Genomic DNA, 16,335 nt, shown 5'->3' on the forward strand with positions numbered 1-16,335 from the left:
CCCCCTCGATTCGCGAAGACTCCTCGCCTGACCTATGTTCGTGGGGTCGCTCGCGTGGGAGGGGGTGTCGGGGATGGGTCTGCGGACGTTCATCGAGGGTTGGCCGGTGTATCGGCAGCTCACCGGCACGGACCCGTTGGGCCGGGGCGCGGCCGCCAAGTCGGCGCGCTCGGCCGGTCTGACCGCTCGCACCGAGGCCGCCGAGAGCGTGGCCCGGTCCGTCTGCCCGTACTGCGCCGTGGGGTGTGGCCAGCGGGTGTACGTCGCCGACGGGCAGGTCACGCAGATCGAGGGTGACCCGGACAGTCCGATCTCGCGGGGTCGGTTGTGTCCGAAGGGCGCGGCGAGCAAGAGCCTGGTGACCAGTCCGCTGCGGCAGACGACTGTCCGCTACCGGCGGCCGTACTCGACGCAGTGGGAGGACCTGGAGCTCGACACCGCGCTCGACATGATCGCCGACCGGATGCTCGCCGCCCGCGAGCAGACCTGGGAGGACGCCGACGAGCAGGGTCGGCCGCTCAACCGGACGTTGGGTTTCTCCAGTCTGGGTGGGGCGACGCTGGACAACGAGGAGAACTACCTCATCAAGAAGTTGTTCACCGCGATGGGGGCGCTCCAGATCGAGAACCAGGCCCGTATTTGACACTCCGCCACCGTCCCCGGTCTGGGGGCCAGCTTCGGTCGTGGCGGTGCGACGGATTTCCAGCAGGACATCGCCAACGCTGACGTCATCGTCATCCAGGGTTCGAACATGGCGGAGGCGCATCCGGTGGGCTTCCAGTGGGTGATGGAGGCCAAGCGGCGCGGCGCGAAGGTGTTCCACGTCGACCCGCGGTTCACCCGGACCAGCGCGGTGGCTGACTCGTACCTGCCGATCCGGGCGGGCACGGACATCGCGCTGCTCGGTGGGGTGGTGCGTTACATCCTGGACAACGAGTTGGACTTCCGGGAGTACGTGCTGTCGTACACGAACGCCGCGACGATCGTCAGCGAAGAGTTCGTTGATACCGAGGACGGCGATGGCTTCTTCTCCGGTTTCGATCCGGAGACCGGCACCTACGTGCAGGACAGCTGGCAGTACGAGGGGCACGGGGGCTCGTCGGGCAGTGGGCACACCGCTCAGGAGCGGGACAGCGCCGCGGGGCTGGCGCACGAGTCGCACGGCGCGCAGGTGGGTGGGCAGACCCGGCGCGACGAGACGTTGCAGCATCCGCGTTGCGTCTACCAGATCCTCAGGCGGCACTTCTCCCGCTACACCCCGGAGATGGTCGAGCGGGTCTGTGGGATCCCGCAGGACAAATTCCTGGAGTTGGCGAGGGCCTGGACGGCGAACTCCGGCCGGGAACGCACCGGAATGCTCGTCTATTCGGTGGGCTGGACGCAGCACAGTGTCGGTGTGCAGTACATCCGTACCGGGGCGATCATCCAGTTGTTGCTGGGCAACATGGGTAGGCCGGGTGGCGGGGTCATGGCGTTGCGCGGGCATGCCAGCATCCAGGGCTCGACGGATATTCCGACGTTGTTCAACCTGCTGCCCGGCTACCTGCCGATGCCACACCACGCCGAGCACCCGAGCTTCGACGAATGGGTGGACAGCATTCGGCATCCGGGGCAGAAGGGGTTCTGGGGCAACGCGCGGTCGTTCGCGGCCAGTCTGTTGAAGGCGTACTGGGGTGACGCGGCGACACCGGAGAACGACTACTGCTACGGCTACCTGCCGCGGATGACCGGCGACCACGGCACCTACCAGCAGGTGCTCAACATGATCGACGGAAAGATCAAGGGGTACTTCCTGCTCGGGCAGAACCCCGCGGTGGGCTCGGCGCACGGCCGCGCGCAGCGCCTCGGGATGGCCAACCTGGACTGGCTCGTCGTCCGGGACCTGTTCATGATCGAGAGCGCGACCTTCTGGCAGAACGGTCCCGAGGTGGCCACCGGCGAGATCGTGCCCGAGGAATGCCGGACCGAGGTGTTCTTCCTGCCCGCCGCCTCCCACGTGGAGAAGGAGGGCACGTTCACCCAGACGCAGCGGCTGCTGCAGTGGCGGGAGAAGGCCGTCGAGCCGCCGGGCGACGCCCGCTCCGAGCTGTGGTTCTTCTACCACCTCGGGCGCAGGCTGCGCGAGAAGCTGGCCGCCTCGCCGCTGCGGCGCGACCGGGCGCTGCTCGACCTCACCTGGGACTACCCCACGCACGGCCCGCACGCGGAGCCGAGCGCCGAGTCGGTTCTTCGCGAAATCAACGGGTACGACGTGACGACCGGGCGTCCACTGTCCAGTTTCGCCGAGGCCCGTGCGGACGGCTCCACCGCGATCGGTTGCTGGATCTACACAGGTGTGTACGCCGACGGCGTCAACCAGGCCGCCCGGCGCAAGTCCCGCCACGAGCAGGACTGGGTGGCAGCCGAGTGGGGCTGGGCGTGGCCGGCGAACCGCCGCATCCTCTACAACCGTGCCTCGGCCGACCCGGACGGCAACCCGTGGAGCGAGCGCAAACGCTACGTGTGGTGGGACGCGGAGAGGGCCGAGTGGACCGGCTACGACGTGCCGGACTTCGAGAAGACCAAACCGCCGTCGTACCGGCCGCCGGATGGCGCGTCCGGGCCGGAGGGCATCGCCGGTGACGATCCGTTCGTCATGCAGGGCGACGGCAAGGGCTGGCTGTACGCGCCCAGTGGGGTGCTGGACGGGCCGCTGCCGACGCACTACGAGCCGGTGGAGTCGCCGGTGCGCAACCCGCTCTACCGGCAGCAGGCCAACCCGACCCGCAAGTCGTACGCGCACCCGGTGAACTCGGTCAACCCGAGCCCTCCGCAGGAGCACAGCCAGGTCTTTCCGTACGTGTTCACGGTCAGCCGGCTCACCGAGCACCACACCGCCGGTGGGATGAGCCGTACGGTGCGCCCGTTGGCCGAGCTGCAGCCGGAGATGTTCGTCGAGGTGTCGCCGGAGTTGGCCGCCGAGGTCGGGTTGGCGCATCTGGGGTGGGCGCACCTGATCAGCGGGCGCGCGGTCATCGAGGCGAAGGTGCTGGTGACCGACCGGCTCACTCCGCTGCGGGTGGACGGTCGGATCATCCACCAGGTCTGGTTGCCGTACCACTTCGGTTTCGAGGGTCTGGTGACCGGTGACTCGGCCAACGACCTGTTCGGCATCACCCTCGACCCCAACGTCCTCATCCAGGAGAGCAAGATCGGTACCTGTGACGTCCGGTCGGGCCGCCGGCCCACCGGGAAGGCGTTGCTCGACCTGGTCGCCGACTACCAGCGGCGTGCCGGGATCACACCGGGCGGACACGCGCCGGCCGTCACCACCGACCAGGACGTGGAGGGGCGCGATGGTTCCTGACCCGAACAGCCTCTACGGGCCGCTCGATCCGGCGTCGGACGCCGGCTATGGGGACGCGCCGCCGCGGATGGGGTTCTTCACCGACACGAGCGTGTGTATCGGGTGCAAGGCGTGTGAGGTGGCCTGCAAGGAGTGGAACGGCGTTCCGGGAAGTGGTCTGGATCTGCTGGGCATGTCGTACGACAACACGGGGGCGTTGACGGCGAACTCGTGGCGGCACGTCGCGTTCGTCGAGCAGCCGCGTTCGGCGGGGCACGGCGGCGCGGCGTTCGCGGGCACACCCACCGGCGCGGCGGTCAGCGCGGCGTCGGCGGCGGTCGCCGCCGGCACCACCGGCCCGACCGGCACCGACCCGGGCCTGCCCCCCGGGTCACCGTCGGCCGCCGCGCGCATGACCAACGGCACCCGGCCCGACGGCACCCCGCCGGTCAGCGGCCACGACGGCCGGCTCGACGTGCTCGGCGACCCGGTAGGCGCGCACCACACCGGCGCACACCCCGTCACGGGCCACGGCCCCACCGCTGCGGCCGGGACCACCGGCGGCGCGGGCCCGCAGTTCCTGGGGATGCCGGGTGGGCAGCCGCCGGGGCGGGGTACGGGTGTGGAGCAGAGGTCGGATTTTCGGTGGTTGATGATGTCGGATGTGTGCAAGCACTGCACGCATGCGGCCTGCCTGGATGTGTGCCCGACGGGGTCGTTGTTCCGGACGGAGTTCGGGACGGTGGTGGTGCAGGAGGACATCTGCAACGGCTGCGGCTACTGCATCTCGGCGTGCCCGTACGGGGTCATCGATCAGCGTAAGGATGATGGTCGGGCGTGGAAGTGCACGTTGTGTTACGACCGGTTGGGTGCGGGGATGACGCCGGCGTGTGCGCAGGCGTGTCCGACGGAGTCGATTCAGTACGGGCCTCTGGACGAGTTGCGGGAGCGGGCGGCGGCGCGGGTGGCGACGTTGCAGGAGCGGGGTGTGCCGGAGGCGCGTCTGTACGGGCACGACCCGAACGACGGCGTCGGTGGTGATGGTGCGTTCTTCCTGCTGTTGGACGAGCCGGAGGTGTACGGGTTGCCGCCGGATCCGGTGGTGACGACCCGGGATCTGCCGGCGATGTGGAAACGCGCCGGCCTCGCCGCGCTGGCCATGACGGCGGCGACCGTCGCCGCGTTCGTCGTCGGAGGATCCTCGTGAGCCCACGCCGTCCCGAGGTGGGCGACCGGTTCCGCCGGTTCCGCGACCGGTTGGCCGCACACGGTCCACTGCTGCCGACGCCGAGCGGCCACGATGCCGCGACCGGCCTGGCACCGCACAACGGCAACGGCAACGACCGCCAGGCCGGGACCGTCGGACCGGACAGCCGTCCGCCTCGTCGTCGGGGCGGTCGCCGGGGCGGTGGCGGCGAGGAGCTACGGGTGCCGGAGGCCGAGTTCACCTCGTACTACGGCCGGCCCGTCCTCAAGGCGCCGGTCTGGAAGTGGGACATCGCCGCGTACCTGTTCACCGGTGGGCTGGCCGCCGGCTCGTCCCTGCTCGGTGCGGGAGGGCAGCTCACCGGCCGGTCGGTGCTGCGCCGCGCCGGCCGGGTCACCGCGCTGGGCGCCGTCAGCGCCAGCGCCGTCTTCCTGATCCGGGACCTGGGCCGCCCGGAGCGGTTCCACCACATGCTGCGGGTGGCCAAGCCGACCTCGCCCATGTCGGTGGGCACCTGGATCCTCACCGCGTTCGGGCCGGCCGCAGGGGTGGCGGCGGTCGCCGAGGCCGCCGGCTGGCTGCCCCGACGCGGTCTGCTCGGGTGGGTCGGCCGGGCACTGCCGCCGGCCGGGCACGCCGCCGGGCTCGTCGCCGCCGCCACCGCGCCGGCACTGGCCACGTACACCGGGGTGCTGCTCGCCGACACGGCGGTGCCGTCGTGGCATGAGGCGTACCCCGAGTTGCCTGTCATCTTCGCGGGCAGCGCGCTGGCCAGCGGCGCCGCGGTGGGGCTGCTCGCCGCGCCGCCGGCGCAGGCCGGGCCGGCCCGCCGGATGGCGGTGGCCGGGGCGGCCCTGGAACTGTTCGGCGCGCACCGCGTGGAGACGCGCCTGGGTTTGCTCAGCGCGCCCTACCGGTCGGGGCGACCCGGTCGGCTGCTGCGCGCCGGTCGGCTGCTGACCGTCGCCGGTGTGGCAGGGGCGCTGCTCGGGCGGCGCAGTCGGGCGGCGGGCGCGTTGTCGGGGGCGGCGTTGCTGGGCGCGTCGGTGGCCACCCGGTTCGGCATCTTCTACGGCGGCGTCGCGTCGGCGCGGGATCCGCGCTACACGGTGGTGCCGCAACGCGAGCGGGTGAACGCGCGGCGGACCGGGGTGGATCCGGCGGCTGACTGAGCGGCGGCTCCGGCGTTGTGATCGAATGTGCGACGGAGGCGTTCAGGCGGCTGGTGCCCCTCCCGGTCTTCAAAACCGGTGTGGTCCGGGACCCGGGCCAGGCGGGTTCGATTCCCGTCCGTCTCCGCCAACGGCGGCAGGAGTGACGTGATGGGCGACGGCAGCGTGGACCCGCGACGTCGGGTGCCCCGCACCGACACGCTGCTCGCCGACCCGCGGCTGGCCGCGGCCGTCGCGACCCTCGGCCGGGACCGGGTCAAGGCCACCGTCGTCCAGGCGCAGGAGCGGGCCCGCCGCGGTGAGATCGAGCCCGACGAGGTCCGCGACGCGGCACTCGCCGGACTGCCCGCCCCGGGTCCACGCACGGTCCTCAACGCCACGGGCGTCGTGCTGCACACCAATCTGGGCCGGGCGCCGCTGTCACCCACCGCCGTGGCCGCGGTCGTGGCGGCCACCGGGCACACCGACGTCGAGCTGGACCTGCGCACGGGCCGGCGGGCGCGTCGCGGCCGGGACGCGCTCGACGCGCTGGCCGCCGCCGTACCGGCCGCCGCCGCCGTGCACGTGGTCAACAACGGCGCCGCCGCGCTGGTGCTGGCCGCCACCGCGCTCGCCGCCGGCCGGGAGATCGTGGTCAGCCGCGGCGAACTGGTCGAGATCGGCGACGGTTTCCGCCTGCCGGACCTGCTGGAGAGCACCGGCGCCCGCCTGCGCGAGGTGGGCACCACCAACCGCACCACGCTCGACGACTACGCCGCGGCCCTCGGCCCGCAGACCGGGTTCGTGCTCAAGGTGCACCCGTCGAACTTCCAGATCACCGGCTTCACCTCGGCCACACCGGTCCGCCAACTGGCCACGCTCGACGTGCCGGTGGTCGCCGACATCGGCTCCGGGCTGCTCGCGCCGGACCCGCTGCTGCCCGACGAGCCGGACGCCGCCGGCACCCTGCGCGCCGGCGCGGCCCTGGTCACCGCGAGCGGCGACAAGCTGCTCGGCGGCCCGCAGGCCGGTCTGCTGCTCGGCGACGCCACGCTCGTCGAACGGCTGCGCCGCCACCCGCTGGCCCGGGCGCTGCGCGTGGACAAGCTGACCCTGGCCGCGCTGGCCGCCACCCTGCACCGCCCGGACACCCCGACGCGGGCCGCGCTGCACGCCGACCCGGCCGCCCTGCGCCGGCGGGTGGAGCTGCTGCGCGACCGGCTCGGCGCGCACGGCCGCAAGGCGGAGGTCGTCCCGGCGGTCGCCGTGGTCGGCGGCGGCGGCGGCCCCGGCGTCGAGCTGGACTCGTGGGCGCTGAGCCTGCCCGAGCGGTACGCGGTGCCGCTGCGCACCGGGGACCAGCCGGTGCTCGGCCGGGTGGTGCGGGGTCGGCTCCTGCTCGACCTGCGCTGTGTTCCCGTCGACGCCGACGAGGCGGTCCTGACGGCCGTGCTGCGCGTTCCCGGGGACGACTGAATGTTCGTCGTCGCCACCGCCGGGCACGTCGACCACGGCAAGTCGACACTGGTCCGGGCGTTGACCGGGATGGAACCCGACCGGTGGGCCGAGGAACGCCGCCGGGGCATGACCATCGACCTGGGTTTCGCCTGGACGACGCTGCCGTCCGGCGCCACCATCGCCTTCGTCGACGTGCCCGGGCACGAACGGTTCGTGCCGAACATGCTCGCGGGGGTCGGCCCGGTGCCGGCCGCGTTGCTCGTGGTCGCCGCGGACGAGGGGTGGATGCCGCAGTCCGCCGAGCATCTCGCCGCGCTCGACGCGCTCGGCGTCGGGCACGGACTGCTGGTGGTGACCCGCGCGGACCTGGCCGATCCGGCGCCGGCGGCGGAGCGCGCCCGCGCCGAGATCGCGGCGAGCAGCCTCGGCGCGGTGGAGACGGTGGCGGTCAGTGGACTGACCGGCGCCGGCCTGCCGGAGCTGCGGGCCGCGCTGGACCGGCTCGCCGCCCGGCTGCCCGCCCCCACCGTGGACGCCCCGGTGCGTCTCTGGGTGGACCGCAGTTTCACCGTGCGGGGCAGCGGCACCGTCGTCACCGGCACCCTGGGCGCCGGCCGGGTGCGCGTCGGCGACGTGTTGGAGCTGGCCGGGGCCGAGGAGACGGTGCGGGTTCGTGGCCTGCACAGTATGGGCGAGGCCCGTCCCGAGGTGGCGGCCGTGGCCCGGGTCGCGGTCAACCTGCGCGGTACGCCCCGGGACCGGCTCGGCCGCGGCGACGCGCTGCTCACCCCGGGCCGCTTCCACCGCACCGACGTCATCGACGTACGGCTCACCGGCGACGCGGCCGCCGACCTGCCCGCCACCCTCACCCTGCACGTGGGGTCGGCGGCGGTGCCGGTCCGCGTGCGACCGCTCGGCGCGGACACCGTCCGGTTGCGGCTGGCCCGCCCGTTGCCGCTGCTGGTCGGCGACCGGGCGCTGCTGCGTGATCCCGGCCGACACCACGTGGCCGGTGGCGTGCGGGTCCTCGACGTGGCGCCGCCGCCGTTGTCACGTCGAGGTGCGGCCGCCGCCCGCGCGGCGGTCCTGGCCGGCCTCGACGGTAGTCCCGACCTGGCTGGTGAGCTGCGCCGCCGTCGACTGGTCCGGGTCGGCGCGCTGCGCCGGATGGGTGTGCCGGTGCAGGCCACGCCGGTGGCCGGTGACTGGCTGGCCGACCCGGCGCACTGGCAGCGGCTCGGCGTGCAGCTCACCGAGGAGGTCGGCCGCTACGCCCGGGAACACCCGTTGGAGCCGGGCATGCCTGTGGACGCGCTGCGCCAACGCCTCGCCCTGCCCGACCGGGCGCTTGTCGAGGCGCTGATCCGCCCGCCGCTGCGGGTCCACGGTGGGCGGATCGGGACGGCCGCCGTCGACACCCTGCCGGCGCCGGTGGCACGGGCCGTGCAGCGGCTGCGCGCCGAGTACGCCGACCGGCCCTTTCGCGCCCCCGAGGCGGACCGCCTCGCCGACCTGGGCCTGGGTCCCCGGGAGATCGGTGCGGCGGTACGCGCCGGCGCGCTGCTGCGGCTGGCCGACAGCGTGGTGCTGCCGTCCGAGGCGCTCGACGCGGCGGTGACCGTGCTGGCCGGGCTGCCGCAGCCGTTCACCCTGTCGGCGGCCCGGCAGGCCTTGGACACCACCCGCCGGGTGGCGGTGCCGCTGCTGGAGTTGCTGGACCGGCGTGGCGTCACCCGCCGCCTGCCCGACGACGCCCGGATCGTCGTCACCTGAGCCCCGCGACGTGCGGCCCTGTCGTGTTCGACGCTCTCGGGGGCTGACGGGAGTGCGTCCGGCTGCCATGGTGGGGGGATGGTCGAGCTGTCTCCGGCCCCGTCGCGGCCGTCCGGTGGCCGGTGGCGGGGCCTCGTCCCGGTCGCGTTGCGGTGGGCGTTGCCGCTGCTGTGGGTGCTGTGGGCCTCGCTGGCCTGGTGGGTGGCGCCGCGTGAGGCGACGGAGGCGCAGCTTGACCGGGATCTGGCGGCCGGCCGGGTGGTGACCTTCCAGCGGGCGTCGGGCTGGGTCGACGACGACGCGTACTGGGGCAGCCGGCCGCAGCCGCGGTACGACACGCGGGGCGGGATGCTCGCCTGGAGCGTGCCGAGCGGCCGGATCCGGTACGCCTTCGTCGAGTCACCCGAGGCGCAGGTGGACCCCGGAGGGCCGGAATCGACGGAGCAGCCCGAGGGGTCGGACGCGCGACTCGCCGCGGTGGCCGACCCGTGGCAGACCAGCGGCGCCGCCGCGCACCGGATCGCCGACGCGGCCGGGCTGCTCGCCGGCACGGTGACCCTGCTGTGGCTGGTCCGACTGGTCGGGGGCGCCCCACCGTTGGTCGGCACCCGCTGGTACTGGTTCTGGATCGGGCTCCTCCCGTTGGGGGTGGGTGTGCTGGCCTGGTCGTACCGCGAGATGTGGAGACCACCCTCGCGGCCGCCGCCCGATCGCGGCTCGGGGTGGCGCGGTGTCGGTTGGTTGCTGCTCGCCGGGCTCGGCATCGCCGCGCTGGTGTCCGCAGCGCGTGCGCTGCTCGGCGTGGCGGTGGTGCCGGGCTGATCCCCCGGTGCCGGGCTAACCGGCCCCCCGACCGTCGGCGGTCACCTACGGTGACGCCATGGACCCTTCGGCGGTCTGGCGGGACCGGCAGCACCGGTGGCGGATCGAGGCGTACCGGGCGCCGGATCTGCGGTTCGCCATCTACGCGACAAACGGTCCCACCGAGTCGGTGCCGCTCTGGCTGTTCGGCATGTCGGCGCTGGCCCGCTGGTTGATGACCCACGCCATCTCGCTGGACGACCTGGAGGTCGACTGAGGTTCCGGACGGCCGGAAACCGGACCCGGAGCCGGGCGTGCTGCGGTTAGGTGACCTGAGGTGGTCAACGGGGGTGCGTGGTGGGCGGTCAGCTGGGGCAGGTGGCGCTGGTGGCCGTCCTGGTGCTTGTCAACGCCGCGCTCTCCGGCAGCGAGATGGCGCTGGTGACGTTGCGGGAGGGGCAGCTGCGGCGGTTGGGTCGGCGCACCCGCGCCGGTGAGCGGCTGGTCCGGCTCTCCCGGGACCCGAACCGCTACCTGGGCACCATCCAGCTCGGCATCACCCTGGCCGGGTTCCTCGCCTCGGCGGCGGCGGCGGTGTCGCTGGCGCAGCCGCTGGTCGGCCCGTTGGGCTTCCTCGGCGCGGCGGCCCGCCCGGCCGCGGTGCTGCTGGTGACCGTGGCGCTGACCTTCGTCACGCTGGTGCTGGGCGAGCTGGCGCCCAAGCGGCTGGCCATGCAGCGCGCCGAGCGGTGGGCGCTGCTCAGCGCCGGGCCGCTGGACGTGCTGGCCCGGGTGTCGCGCCCGGCGGTGTGGCTGCTCAGTTGGGCGACCGACAGGGTGGTCCGGCTGGCCGGCGGGGACCCCCGGGCCAGCCGGGAGGAGATGACCGAGGAGGAGCTGCGGGAGATGCTTGTCAGTCAGCGGGGCCTGTCGGCGCAGCAGCGGGAGATCCTGACCGGCGCGTTCGACATCGCCGGTCGGACGCTGCGGGAGATCCTGGTGGCCCGCCGTGAGGTGACCACATTGCCGACCGACCTGCCCGCCGACGAGGGGGTACGCCGGCTGGCCGGCGCCGGCCGGTCCCGTGCCCCGGTGACCGGGCCCGGCGGCTTGGACGAGGTGCTCGGCGTGGTGCACATCCGCGACCTGGTGCGGGCCGGTGCCGGGACGGTGGGGGAGCGGGTCCGGTCGCCGTTGCTGCTGCCGGTCACCCTGCCGGTGGCCGACGCGCTGCGCCGGCTGCGCCAGGAACACCAGCAACTGGCCCTCGTCGTCGACGAGCACGGCGGCATCGACGGCATCGTCACGCTGGAGGACCTGCTGGCGGAGGTCGTCGGCGAGCTGTACGACGAGACCGACCGCGACGTGCGCGGCGTGACCCGGGAACCGGACGGGTCGCTGCTGGTGCCCGGTGACTTCCCCCTGCACGACCTGCCCGATCTGGGGGTGCGACTGAGCTTCCCGCTGTCGCGGGAGTACACGACGGTGGCGGGGCTGGTGTTGGCACGGTTGGGTCACCTGCCGGGTGAGCCGGGCGAGACGGTGCGGTTGCCCGGCCTGACGATGGAGGTGGTGGAGGTCGCCGACCGGGCCGTGCGGCGGGTGCGGCTGCGCGGGTTCGTTCCGGACCACTGATCGTGTCGCCCGGACGGGGGACAGGACGCCGGAAAAGACCCGCCGTGGTTGCCCGCTGCCTACCGTGCGGTACGTGAAGGACCGAGGGTTGCGTACGTTCGTCACCGTGCTCGCCGGCCTCGCGGTGATCTACTTCGGCAGCGCCGGCCGCAGCCCCGAGGAGGGCCGTGGCATCTCCGGCGGGGTGATCATCCTGGCGCTGCTCGCCGCCCTCGGCGTGTGGCACCTGACCCGACCCGGTGACAAGACCGTCAAGTGAGCGCCTCACCCGGCGGCGACGCGGGTGACCTCGCCCGCGGACTCCTCGCCGAGCGCCACCCGCACCAGCGCCGAGGCGAGCCGACCGAAGTCCGGTTCGTCGACCAACCCGGCCAGCCGGTCCGGTGAGCCCGGCAGGCCCAGCCGCTTCGCGCCGGCGAGGGCGCGACGGTCGGCGTACGGGCGGAGGTCGGACCACACCGTCTGTGCCTCGCGCAGGTAGATGTCCGCGCCGGTGGGCCCGATGCCGGGGAATTCGGTGAGTCGTCGACGAAGCCCGGCCGGGTCGCCCTGGGCGTCGCGGTGCAGCCGCCGGAGGTCGCCGTGCCAGCGGTCCAGACAGAGGCGGGCGCCGGTGCCGAGCATGGTGGCGGTGCGCTCGTCGTAGCGGCGGTAGTGACCGCGGCCCAGGGCGTCGACCCGCTGCTGCCAGCTCGCCGCCTCCATCGCCTGCGGTGTGCGGTAGCCGGCCGCGAACAGTTCCCGCGCGGCGTCGATCGCCACGCACGCCCGGATCCGGGTGCTCAGCAGGGTGGCCAGCACCAGCAGCTGGTACAGCGGACCGGGGCGGTCGGACAGCCGGATGCCGGCCTCCTCCGCGTACGTGTGGCGGCGCCGGTCCAGCAGGACCCGCACCACCGCTCGATCGTCACCCACACCGCACGGGTACCCACCCCGGGCCCGGCTAGCCCTTCCGAGGCGGGGCGGGACCGGAATGCCGCCGGTTCGGGCGGGTATGCCGCCGCTGGAGGCGGTCGATGCCGCCTGCCGTACCGGGAGGGAGACGCTCGTGGTCAACCCGCAGCAGGAGGAGTTCCGGCGTAACGCCAAGGGAGCGACGAGTCAGGACAGCAAGGGGCCCCAGCCGACCGGGCACCCACGCAACAGTGGCACGTCGCCTGGCGACGCCGGCCGGCCGGTGCCCAGGGGGCAGGTGTCGCCGTACGGCCCGGCGGGTGAGCCGGTCGCCGAGGACGACAGCGACACCCGCTCCTAACGACCGCGATCGGACGGCCGCCGCAACCTGTTCCAGGTGGCGGCGGCCGTCAGCCCGTACGCCAGGTGCGGGATGATGTCGGAGATCCAGTCGGAGCGCCGCCAGGTGCGCGGGTCGCTGATCCCCAGCACGGTGATGGACCCGTCGGTCATCGCCATCACGCCCGCGCCGAGCAGGCCGGTCGCCAGCGGCAGGGGCTGACGCCGACCTCCGGCGTAGGCCGCGAACGCCACGCCGGCGGCGATGCCCAGCCCGTAGCCGACCAGGGCGCCGAGCCCCGAGCGGCGGTTCGCCGCCCGGGGCCCCGACCCCAGGTCCACGTGCGCGATGCCGGCAAGCCTGTCGACGGTCTGCTCCGGCGTGCTGCTCGCCGGTCGTGCCCGCAGGGCGATGTCCAGGAAGCCGACCACGTTGAGCGCGGTGCTGCCGACGGCGCCCGCGATGGCGCCGTCGGCCAGGTCGACCCCCCTCACTTCGGGTCGCCCGGTTCGCGTTCACTCTTGGGGCCGTAGGTGCGCTCGCCGCGGACGACGCCCCGTTGGCCGCGATCCTCCTGCAGGATCCGGTTCGCGACCTGGTTGGCCTTGCCGTCGGGTACCCGACGTCCGGAATCGTCGATCGCGTTGCGCATCCGCGCGCGCTGCTTGTCGTACGCGTTGCTGCCCGGCCGTGGTCCTGGCATCTGCTGCCTCCTTCGTCGCCGTTGGCGTACCGCGGCCGTCTACCCGTCTGGCGGCGGTACAACCCCGGGGTCAGCGGGGCCAGCGGACCACGGCGACCGGGCAGCGGGAGTGGTGCAGCACCGACTGGCTCACCGACCCCAGCAGCAACCCGGTCACCTCGCCGCGCCCCTGCCCCCCGACGACCATCAGTTGGGCGGTGCTCGACGCCTCCGCGAGGACCGCGCCGGCGCGGCCGTGCGTCGCCCGCCAGGTCAGCCGCAGCCCCGGGTGGCGGTCGGTCAGCCCGTCCAGCCAGCCGGTGAGCATCCGTTCCTGCTCGCCGTGCAGCTGCGCCTCGTCGTACACCAGGGGTTGCATGTCCCCGGGGCCGCTGCTGCCGGGGTGGCGGTAGGCGTGCACGGCGCGCAGCGGCACGCCGCGCGTCAGCGCGGTCTCCGCGGCGAACTCGGCGGCGAGCCGGGACGCCGCCGAGCCGTCCATGGCCACCACCACCGGTTCGTCGGGTCGCTGGTCCCCGCGGGCGACAAGCACCGGGCAGTCGGCGTACGCGCAGACCTGCACCGCCACCGAGCCGACGACGAGCGTGGAGAAGCCGCCCAGCCCGCGGTCGCCGAGCACGACGAGCGCGGCGGTGGGGGACTCGCCCACCAGCACCGCGGACGCCTCGCCGTCGATGATCTCGCCGGAGACCGTCAGGCCGGGTGCGGTCGCCTCGGCCTCGGCCACCGCGGCGCGGACCAGTTCCTGGGCCCGCTGGCGCAGTCCGGCGCCGGGAGGGACGTCGGGCGCGGGGGAGACGGGCACGTGCAGCAGCGGCCAGACGAACCCGTGTACCACCCGCAGCGGCCGGTGCCGGCGCACGGCCTCGGCGGCGGCCAGGCGCACCGCGCGCAGGGACGGCTCCGAGCCGTCCACGCCGACCACCACCGCCGCGCTGTCCGCCGAGTTCACCGTCCACCTCCCGCCGGGCCAGTATCGCGGGCGTGGCGGCGCGGCGAAGCGATACCGCCGGTCGGGATCGTCGCGGTTTCCCGGTGGCGGCTCGCCCGCCGACGTGCCGGACGCCTTCCACGGCGTCCTCGCGGCGCGGGGCGCCGGCTGACCCGCGGCGACCGGTCGTCCGGCGGCGTCCGTATGATGCTTGCCCTGTAGCAAGTTTCCGGAGGGACGACCAACAATGGTGGACGCGCCGGACGGGGTGTCGCGCGCGCTGCGCGAGGCCGCGCCCGACCAGTTGGCGGAGGCCGCGGACCGGGCGATCCGGGCGGCGTTGGGCGCGTTGCGCACCGACGTGTTCGTCGCCGACTACCGGATCAGCGGGCTCTGGCCGGTGCTGGATCCGGACCTGCCGGCGGCCGGAGCCCTGGCCCGGCACACCGTGGCGCAGCGCTGCTTCTCCAGCCAGCAACCGGTGCGCGACGGGCTCGAGAACGGCGCGTGCCGCCTCTACCTGCCGCTGACGGTGTGGGGAGAACGGCTGGGTGTGCTGCTCATCGAGCTGCCGACCGTGCCGGGCCCGGCGGTCACCGGCCGCGCCACCGACATCGCCGGCGACCTGGCGGTGGCGATGCGGGCGGCGGACCGGGAGACCGACCGCTATCGGCGGGCCCGTCGCCGGGAGCGACTCAGCATGGCCGCCGAGATGCAGTGGGACCTGCTGCCCGGCCGCAGCGTGGCGCACCGCGCCTTCCACCTGGCCGGGCAGCTGGAACCGGCGTACACGGTGGGTGGCGACCACTTCGACTGGTCGTTGGATGGGGACCGGCTCACCCTGACGGTGCTCAACGGTGAGGGCAGTGGCCTGGCCGCGTCGCTGCTGACGGCGGTCACCGTGAACGCGATGCGCAACGCCCGCCGCTCCGGCGGTGGCCTCGTGGAGCAGGCGGAGCTGGCCTCGGACACCGTCTACTACCAGCACCGGGGCCGTCGGCACGTGGCCACGCTGCTGCTGGAGCTGAACATCCACACCGGACGGGTGCGGGCGGTCGACGCAGGCTCGCCGCACCTGCTGCGGATGCGGGGCGCGACTGTCGAGCCGATGAAGCTGGAGCAGCAACTGCCGCTGGGCATGTTCGCCGAGACCCGCTACGAGGTGCAGGAGTTCCCGCTCGCCCCGGGTGACCGCGTGTTCGTCGTCAGCGACGGGGTGTGGGCGGCCGAGCCGGCGGGGCGGGAGCCGTACGGGCAGCGGATGATGGCCCGTTCCCTGCGGGCCACGCGCTTGCAGCCGGCGACCGAGGCGGTTGGTACGGTGATGCGCGAACTGCACGCCTACCACGCGGATTCGGATCTGCGCGACGACGCCGTCGTCGTCTGCCTGGACTGGCATGGTCCGCGTGAGCGGGACGGCGGATGAGGATCGCCGGGGTCGTGCCGGGCGGGGCACCAGCGCGACGACGGCAGGGGACATCGGGTGGAGCGACAGGCGGATCTCGCCTCGGCGATCGACGCGGCCGCCGAGACGCTGATCGCCGTTCTCGACTCGGCGGCGGCGCGGCATCAGGTGCCACCGACCCAGCTGCGGGTGCTGATGCTCATCAACGGCCGGCGGGAGACCAACGTCAACGGCCTGGCGGAGCTGTTGGACGTGGTGCCCTCCTCGGCGAGTCGGCTCTGCGACCGGCTGGAGGCGACCGGTCTGTTGCGCCGAGTGGCGGACCCGCGCGACCGGCGGGAGGTGCGGCTGGTGCTGACGGCCGCCGCCCTGACCCTGCTGGGGGAGTTGGCGGAGCGGCGGCAGCGCGCGGTGCAGGGCGTGCTGGACAGAATGCCGCCACGGATGCAGCACGACCTGCTGCTGGCGTTGCTCGCCTTCGGCCGGGCGGCGACGCAGACGGTGCCGGAACAGCAGGTGGACCAGGCGGTGCAGACGGCCTGATCCGCCGTCCCTTCGACTACCATCCTAGGATGGCTTACGCGTGGTGATCCCCACCACAAAGCGACAGCACCGCACCAACAGGACGCGGCGGCGGCCGGGGTACACAGGGGTGGCCCGATATAGTGGCAGCGCACTCACCCGGCCCGCGATCACGACGATCGCGGGCCGC

General features: G+C 73.8%; 16 protein-coding genes and 1 tRNA gene. 13 read left to right on the forward strand and 4 right to left on the reverse strand.

Annotation, left to right across the window (positions count from 1 at the left end; all coding sequences use genetic code 11):
• The first annotated feature begins 73 nt into the window (after positions 1-73).
• The 10 genes from fdh (at position 74) to ACGFIE_RS08210 (ending at position 11,609) form a co-directional block, all read left to right on the forward strand.
• On the forward strand, positions 74-3,346 hold the full coding sequence (gene fdh / locus ACGFIE_RS08165; protein WP_393292334.1) for a formate dehydrogenase: 3,273 nt from the start codon (positions 74-76) through the stop codon (positions 3,344-3,346).
• Positions 3,336-4,532: a 4Fe-4S dicluster domain-containing protein gene (locus ACGFIE_RS08170; protein WP_393292336.1), complete on the forward strand. Its 1,197-nt coding sequence runs from the start codon at positions 3,336-3,338 to the stop codon at positions 4,530-4,532. The genes fdh and ACGFIE_RS08170 overlap by 11 nt, the downstream gene beginning before the upstream one ends.
• Complete coding sequence (nrfD, locus tag ACGFIE_RS08175; protein ID WP_393292338.1) at positions 4,529-5,704, forward strand: NrfD/PsrC family molybdoenzyme membrane anchor subunit; 1,176 nt, start codon at positions 4,529-4,531, stop codon at positions 5,702-5,704. The genes ACGFIE_RS08170 and nrfD overlap by 4 nt, the downstream gene beginning before the upstream one ends.
• A 34-nt stretch (positions 5,705-5,738) precedes the next feature.
• Positions 5,739-5,834, forward strand: a tRNA-Sec gene (locus tag ACGFIE_RS08180).
• A gap of 20 nt (positions 5,835-5,854) precedes the next feature.
• Positions 5,855-7,159 carry an L-seryl-tRNA(Sec) selenium transferase gene (gene selA / locus ACGFIE_RS08185; protein WP_393292340.1) on the forward strand — a complete coding sequence of 435 codons (1,305 nt, stop codon included), beginning with the start codon at positions 5,855-5,857 and terminating at the stop codon, positions 7,157-7,159.
• Complete coding sequence (selB, locus tag ACGFIE_RS08190; protein ID WP_393292342.1) at positions 7,160-8,914, forward strand: selenocysteine-specific translation elongation factor; 1,755 nt, start codon at positions 7,160-7,162, stop codon at positions 8,912-8,914. It begins immediately after the preceding gene.
• A gap of 78 nt (positions 8,915-8,992) precedes the next feature.
• Positions 8,993-9,736: a hypothetical protein gene (locus ACGFIE_RS08195; RefSeq protein ID WP_393292344.1), complete on the forward strand. Its 744-nt coding sequence runs from the start codon at positions 8,993-8,995 to the stop codon at positions 9,734-9,736.
• Positions 9,737-9,794: 58 nt separating this feature from the next.
• A complete protein-coding gene (locus tag ACGFIE_RS08200) occupies positions 9,795-9,992 on the forward strand; it encodes a hypothetical protein (protein ID WP_030327722.1) in 198 nt (65 codons plus the stop codon).
• Positions 9,993-10,072: 80 nt separating this feature from the next.
• Positions 10,073-11,350 carry a hemolysin family protein gene (locus ACGFIE_RS08205; protein WP_393292346.1) on the forward strand — a complete coding sequence of 426 codons (1,278 nt, stop codon included), beginning with the start codon at positions 10,073-10,075 and terminating at the stop codon, positions 11,348-11,350.
• A gap of 73 nt (positions 11,351-11,423) precedes the next feature.
• Complete coding sequence (locus ACGFIE_RS08210; protein ID WP_363686189.1) at positions 11,424-11,609, forward strand: hypothetical protein; 186 nt, start codon at positions 11,424-11,426, stop codon at positions 11,607-11,609.
• A 5-nt stretch (positions 11,610-11,614) separates the two neighbouring features.
• Here ACGFIE_RS08210 and ACGFIE_RS08215 read toward each other — a convergent pair whose 3' ends face one another.
• Entirely contained in the window at positions 11,615-12,265 is a 651-nt protein-coding gene (locus tag ACGFIE_RS08215; RefSeq protein WP_363685795.1) for a hypothetical protein, read from the reverse strand.
• Between the two features lie 133 nt (positions 12,266-12,398).
• On the opposite strand from ACGFIE_RS08215, the gene ACGFIE_RS08220 reads away from it, so the two are divergent.
• On the forward strand, positions 12,399-12,605 hold the full coding sequence (locus ACGFIE_RS08220) for a hypothetical protein (protein ID WP_393292349.1): 207 nt from the start codon (positions 12,399-12,401) through the stop codon (positions 12,603-12,605).
• Here the strand turns inward: ACGFIE_RS08220 and ACGFIE_RS08225 are convergent.
• The 3 genes from ACGFIE_RS08225 to ACGFIE_RS08235 form a co-directional block, all read right to left on the reverse strand.
• Entirely contained in the window at positions 12,602-13,078 is a 477-nt protein-coding gene (locus tag ACGFIE_RS08225; protein WP_393292351.1) for a hypothetical protein, read from the reverse strand. The two genes, ACGFIE_RS08220 and ACGFIE_RS08225, sit on opposite strands and share 4 nt — an antisense overlap.
• Positions 13,075-13,287, reverse strand: coding sequence for a hypothetical protein (locus ACGFIE_RS08230; protein WP_007460364.1), 213 nt, complete (start codon positions 13,285-13,287; stop codon positions 13,075-13,077). The genes ACGFIE_RS08225 and ACGFIE_RS08230 overlap by 4 nt, the downstream gene beginning before the upstream one ends.
• A 70-nt stretch (positions 13,288-13,357) precedes the next feature.
• The gene (locus ACGFIE_RS08235; RefSeq protein ID WP_393292354.1) at positions 13,358-14,239 is read right to left on the reverse strand and encodes a universal stress protein; all 882 of its coding nucleotides are present in this window, start codon (positions 14,237-14,239) and stop codon (positions 13,358-13,360) included.
• 226 nt (positions 14,240-14,465) lie between these two features.
• Here ACGFIE_RS08235 and ACGFIE_RS08240 point away from each other — a divergent pair, with 226 nt between their 5' ends.
• Together ACGFIE_RS08240 and ACGFIE_RS08245 are read left to right on the forward strand one after the other, a co-directional pair.
• Positions 14,466-15,644 carry a PP2C family protein-serine/threonine phosphatase gene (locus ACGFIE_RS08240; protein WP_393292356.1) on the forward strand — a complete coding sequence of 393 codons (1,179 nt, stop codon included), beginning with the start codon at positions 14,466-14,468 and terminating at the stop codon, positions 15,642-15,644.
• Between the two features lie 57 nt (positions 15,645-15,701).
• Complete coding sequence (locus ACGFIE_RS08245) at positions 15,702-16,166, forward strand: MarR family winged helix-turn-helix transcriptional regulator (RefSeq protein ID WP_393292359.1); 465 nt, start codon at positions 15,702-15,704, stop codon at positions 16,164-16,166.
• Positions 16,167-16,335: the final 169 nt, after the last annotated feature.

This window comes from Micromonospora sp. NPDC049275, from assembly GCF_043197115.1.
Taxonomy (GTDB): domain Bacteria; phylum Actinomycetota; class Actinomycetes; order Mycobacteriales; family Micromonosporaceae; genus Micromonospora.